Origin of the sequence: Isoptericola sp. S6320L, assembly GCF_023015685.1 — a bacterium.
GTDB classification, from domain to species: domain Bacteria; phylum Actinomycetota; class Actinomycetes; order Actinomycetales; family Cellulomonadaceae; genus Isoptericola; species Isoptericola halotolerans_A.
Genome location: NZ_JALKAT010000061.1, coordinates 1 through 4,887, shown reverse-complemented (window position 1 = coordinate 4,887; position 4,887 = coordinate 1). Strand labels below are relative to the sequence as shown.

At 71.8% G+C, this 4,887-nt stretch carries 6 protein-coding genes; 3 read left to right on the top strand and 3 right to left on the bottom strand.

The genetic code is table 11. The annotated features are described in order from the left end of the window. From MWU57_RS17840 to MWU57_RS17830, 3 genes are all read right to left on the bottom strand, one after another. On the bottom strand, positions 1-235 hold a 235-nt coding region (locus MWU57_RS17840), incomplete at its 3' end, for a GntR family transcriptional regulator (protein ID WP_246911038.1). Further along, entirely contained in the window at positions 232-1,167 is a 936-nt protein-coding gene (locus MWU57_RS17835) for a hypothetical protein (protein WP_246911037.1), read from the bottom strand. The genes MWU57_RS17835 and MWU57_RS17840, both read right to left, overlap by 4 nt. 68 nt (positions 1,168-1,235) lie before the next feature. Further along, on the bottom strand, positions 1,236-2,099 hold the full coding sequence (locus MWU57_RS17830) for an LLM class flavin-dependent oxidoreductase (protein ID WP_246911035.1): 864 nt from the start codon (positions 2,097-2,099) through the stop codon (positions 1,236-1,238). 107 nt (positions 2,100-2,206) lie between these two features. Here MWU57_RS17830 and rnhA point away from each other — a divergent pair, with 107 nt between their 5' ends. From rnhA to MWU57_RS17815, 3 genes are all read left to right on the top strand, one after another. Continuing rightward, positions 2,207-2,641: a ribonuclease HI gene (rnhA, locus tag MWU57_RS17825; RefSeq protein WP_246911039.1), complete on the top strand. Its 435-nt coding sequence runs from the start codon at positions 2,207-2,209 to the stop codon at positions 2,639-2,641. 80 nt (positions 2,642-2,721) lie between these two features. Then, on the top strand, positions 2,722-4,125 hold the full coding sequence (gene lpdA / locus MWU57_RS17820; RefSeq protein ID WP_246911034.1) for a dihydrolipoyl dehydrogenase: 1,404 nt from the start codon (positions 2,722-2,724) through the stop codon (positions 4,123-4,125). Between the two features lie 245 nt (positions 4,126-4,370). Then, a complete protein-coding gene (locus MWU57_RS17815; protein WP_246911033.1) occupies positions 4,371-4,703 on the top strand; it encodes a hypothetical protein in 333 nt (110 codons plus the stop codon). Positions 4,704-4,887 lie beyond the last annotated feature (184 nt).

The following is a 4,887-nucleotide window of genomic DNA, read 5'->3' as shown; positions in this document are numbered from 1 at the left end:
GTGCGACCACGGTGCCCGTGCGGCGCCGGGAGATCACCACCCCGCTCGCCTCGAGCTCGCGGTAGGCGCGCTGGACGGTACCGACGGCGATCCCGAGGTCGCGCGCGAGGTCGCGCGAAGCCGGCAGCCGGGCGCCGGGCCGGAGGGTGCCCACGGCGACCGCCGCCGCGACCTGGGATCGGATCTGCTCGTAGACCGGGACGGGCGCGCCGAGCGTGACGACGATGTCGCTCATGCCGCGGCGAGCGTCGAGGTCGCGGCGCGGCGCGGCGTCCGGGGCCACGCCGCCAGGATCGCCGTGACGACCGAGGCGACGGCGACCGCCACGCCCGCCAGGGACAGGGCCACCCCGAGCGCGACGAGGCCGCCGGTCGGAGCGCCGTTGATCGCCAGCCCCTCGCCGCCGACGCGCACCGCGTTCCCGGCCACGGCGAGGGTCGCGCCGAGCGCGACGCCGAGGCACAGCTGGACGGCACCGAGGAGTCGGGCGGCGCTGGTCGCGCGCACGGCGTCGTCGTCGGGGGCGGGGACGCCGTGGAGCGGCGGCCGCCGCGTGATCGTGCGCAGCGTGAGCAGCGTCGCGACGACGGTGACGACGAGCCCGAGCAGCATCGGCACGCCGTAGGGCCATCCCGGGTAGGGGCCGGAGGCACCCGTCACGACTCCGCCGTCGGGGAACGCGGCGGGGCCGGTGGGGAAGGCCCGGCCGGTGGGGTCGGCGGTGAGGCCGCAGGCGATCAGGACGAGTCCGAGCCCGCCCGCGGTCGCCAGCGCCAGGCGGAGGCGCACGCCCCCGAGCGACCGGACGGTCCGGCGGACCAGCGGCGCCGAGCGGACCTGCCCGCCGGGGCGGGGCCAGGTCTGCTCGCCGACGGCGCGGACCGTGCAGAACACCAGCGCGACGGCGAACGGTGCCACCGCCTGCAGCGTGCCGGGGGCCGGTGCCCACCCGGGCCCGACGACGGGCTGGGCGACGAGCACGATCGTGCAGACCACCGCGGCGCTCGTGGCGACCGTGGAGACCACCAGCTCGTGGCGCCGCGCTGCCCGCGCGGGCGCGCCGTCGGCGTCGTGCGCGCGGCGAACCACCCACAGCACGAGCCCGACCAGAGCCGCGGGCAGGACCACCGCGACCAGCGCCACCACGACGACGGCACTTGCGAACATGCGCACCTCCTGGTCATTCACCCAATGAATCAACGCATTAAATCATTGGTGGTGTGCGGTGTCCAGGGTCAGAGTGCCGGCGGTCCGTGGCGGGCGCGGTCGAGGAGGCTCTCCGGTGTGGTGGTGGTCGGGTCCCACCAGGACTCGATCCACCAGGTGGCGCCCGCGCCCGCAGCGGCGCGGGCCTGGTCCCTGGCCCTGTCCGGGTCGGCGTCGAGCCGGCCCTGCATGATCACGTCGTAGGGCCCGGCCTCGCTGTCGCGGTGCTCGGCGATCCAGGCGGTCAGCTCGCGGATGTGCTCCGGGCCCGCCTCGGCGTCCTCGGGGGAGTCACCGCGGACCTGCGGCACCATGCCGTCCCACCGCAGGGCACGGTCCAGGCTGCGCCGCGGTGGCTGAGCCGCGTCCCAGACGGCCACCGGCCACACCGGGACCCGGCCGCGGACGGGTGGGACGGGGAACCGGAACGTGCCCGTGCCCGCCCACTCGCCGTCGCGCTCGAAGGACTCCCCGGACCAGGACCGGTCGAGCCAGGCGAGCACCTCGTCGAGGGCGCGCGCACGCTCGCGCAGCGTGGAGGGCTGGCCCTTCACTGACGTGAACGCGCGGTCGATCGGCACACCGACACCCACGGGGAGCACGAGCCGCCCACCGGAGAGGTGGTCGACCGTGAGGACCTGCTGGGCGAGCTCCCAGGGGCGCCGGCGGGGGAGCGCGAAGATCATCGCGCCCAGCGTGATCCGCTCGGTCACCGCGGCGACGGCCGCGAGCAGACCGAACGGGTCCCACGTGGGCTGGGCTCCGAAACCCTCGTCGTCCAGGCTCACGCCGTCCCAGGTGAAGAACCCGTCCCAGCCGTGGGCCTCGCACTCCTGGGCGAGCCGCACCTGCTGCGCGGGGCTCCCGTAGCTCCCGATGAACCCGAACTTCATGATGCCCTCCGTCGTCGTCCCTGGACGTGTGCCGCAGGACCGACGCTATGCCGCACCCCTGACACCCGCGGGGCCGTGGGGGACATAGGGTGACCGGCGTGAGTGACATGCCGATCGTGGAGATGTGGACCGACGGGGCCTGCAAGGGAAACCCGGGGCTCGGGGGGTGGGGTGCGCTGCTGAGGTCCGGCGAGCACACCAAGGAGCTGTTCGGCGGCGAGAAGCTCACCACCAACAACCGGATGGAGCTCACCGCGGTCGTCGAGGCGCTGCGCGCGCTCAAGCAGCCGAGCGCCGTCACCGTGCACACCGACTCGTCCTACGTCATGAACGGCATGAAGACGTGGATCGCCGGCTGGAAGCGCAACGGCTGGACGACGTCGGCCAAGAAGCCCGTGAAGAACGTGGACCTGTGGCAGGCCCTCGACGCCGAGGTCGGGCGCCACCAGGTGAGCTGGGTCTGGGTCAAGGGGCACGCCGGGGACCCGGGCAACGAGCGGGCCGACCAGCTGGCCAACGACGGCGTCGACTCGGTGCGCTGAGGCGCCGTCTGCGCGCCGTCCCGGGCTGGTGCGACACAGATCACGCCGCACCGGTCACCGAGACCTCATAGGGTGGCCCCATGGCTTCCCACTACGACGTCGTCCTCCTCGGAGCTGGCCCCGGCGGCTATGTCGCCGCGATCCGTGCGGCACAGCTCGGCAAGTCCGTCGCCATCATCGAGGAGAAGTACTGGGGTGGTGTCTGCCTCAACGTGGGCTGCATCCCCTCCAAGGCCCTGCTGCGCAACGCGGAGCTCGCGCACCTGTTCACCCACCAGGCCGACTTCTTCGGCATGTCCGGTGACGTGACGTTCGACTTCGGCAAGGCGTTCGACCGGTCCCGCGACGTCGCGGACGGCCGTGTCAAGGGCGTCCACTTCCTCATGAAGAAGAACAAGATCACCGAGTACGACGGCCGCGGCGCGTTCCGCGACGCCAACACCATCGAGGTGACCCTCAACAAGGGCGGCACCGAGACGGTGACGTTCGACAACGTGATCATCGCGACCGGCTCCAAGGTGCGCCTGCTGCCCGGCGTCGAGCTCTCCGACAACGTCGTGACGTACGAGAAGCAGATCATGACGCGCGAGCTGCCGAAGTCGATCGCCATCGTCGGCGCCGGCGCCATCGGCATGGAGTTCGCGTACGTCATGAAGAACTACGGCGTGGACGTCACCATCATCGAGTTCCTCGACCGGGCGCTGCCCAACGAGGACGCGGACGTCTCCAAGGAGATCGCCAAGCAGTACAAGAAGCTGGGCGTCAAGATCCTCACCTCCACGGCCGTGCAGACCGTCGAGGACAAGGGCTCGTCCGTCACCGTCTCCTACAAGGGCGTCAAGGACGACAAGCCCGGCTCGCTCGAGGTCGACAAGGTCCTCATGGCCGTGGGCTTCGCGCCGAACGTCGAGAAATTCGGGCTGGAGAACACCGGCGTGCAGCTCACCGAGCGCGGCGCCATCGCCATCGACGACCACATGCGCACCAACGTGCCGCACATCTACGCCATCGGTGACGTCACGGCGAAGCTCATGCTCGCCCACGTCGCCGAGGCGCAGGGCGTGGTCGCCGCCGAGACGATCGGCGACGCCGAGACGATGACGCTGGGCGACTACCGCATGATGCCGCGCGCCACGTTCTGCCAGCCGCAGGTGGCCTCCTTCGGCCTCACCGAGGCGCAGGCCAAGGACGAGGGCTACGACGTCAAGGTCTCCACCTTCCCGTTCATGGCGAACGGCAAGGCGCACGGCCTCGGCGACCCGGTCGGGTTCGTCAAGCTCGTCGCCGACGCCAAGTACAACGAGCTGCTCGGCGGGCACCTCATCGGCCCGGACGTGTCCGAGCTGCTGCCCGAGCTCACCCTCGCGCAGAAGTGGGACCTCACCGCCGACGAGGTGGCGCGCAACGTGCACACCCACCCGACGCTGTCCGAGTCCGTCCAGGAGGCCATCCACGGTCTCGCGGGACACATGATCAACTTCTGATCGCCCGCCCGACGGCGGTAGCGCCGCCACGCTGAGAGGCCCGGTCCCGCTCGTCGCGAGCGTGACCGGGCCTCCGTCGTCTCCGTCATCGCCGCCGCCCCGCACCCCGCCCCCGCACGCTGTGGGTGTACGACACGCCGCTGTGCCCATGGTGTAGGCGGCGTGTCGTGCACCCACAGCGGCCGAGCTTGAATTCGCCCGCCGGCGGTGATGACGACACCCCGGCGTGCCGCGACGATGGGCTGATGAACCTCACCAGATTCTCCGTCGCCGACACGACCCCGCGCGATGACGACGGACCGCGCACCTTCGATGACGCCATGAAGGGCTTCGGCTTCGACGAGCCGTGGCTTCGCTCCTGGTTGGTTGACGCGATCGACGGGCTCGAGGGCGGTGCGGGATGGGGTGGCTACCAGTTCTGGACGCCGCCGTACCGCGGATACATAGCGGTGGGGGAGCCGCGCGACGAGTCGGGGACGAAGTGGAGCGTGGGCGTGTACCTGCGGCGCCGGAGCCTCCAGTACCCCGACGGCGGGAACTGGCCGACGGTCTACTACCCGACGGCCCCCGTGGCCTGATCCGAACGGCGACCCTGTGACCCTGCCCGACGGCGGCAGCGTCGTCGCGCAGAGAGGCCCGGCCCCGCTCGTCGCGAGCGTGACCGGACTTCCGTCATCTCCGTCATCGTGGCCGCCCCGCACCCCGCCCTCGCACGCTGTGGGTGCACGACACGCCGCTGTGCCGGTGGTGGAGGCGGCGTGT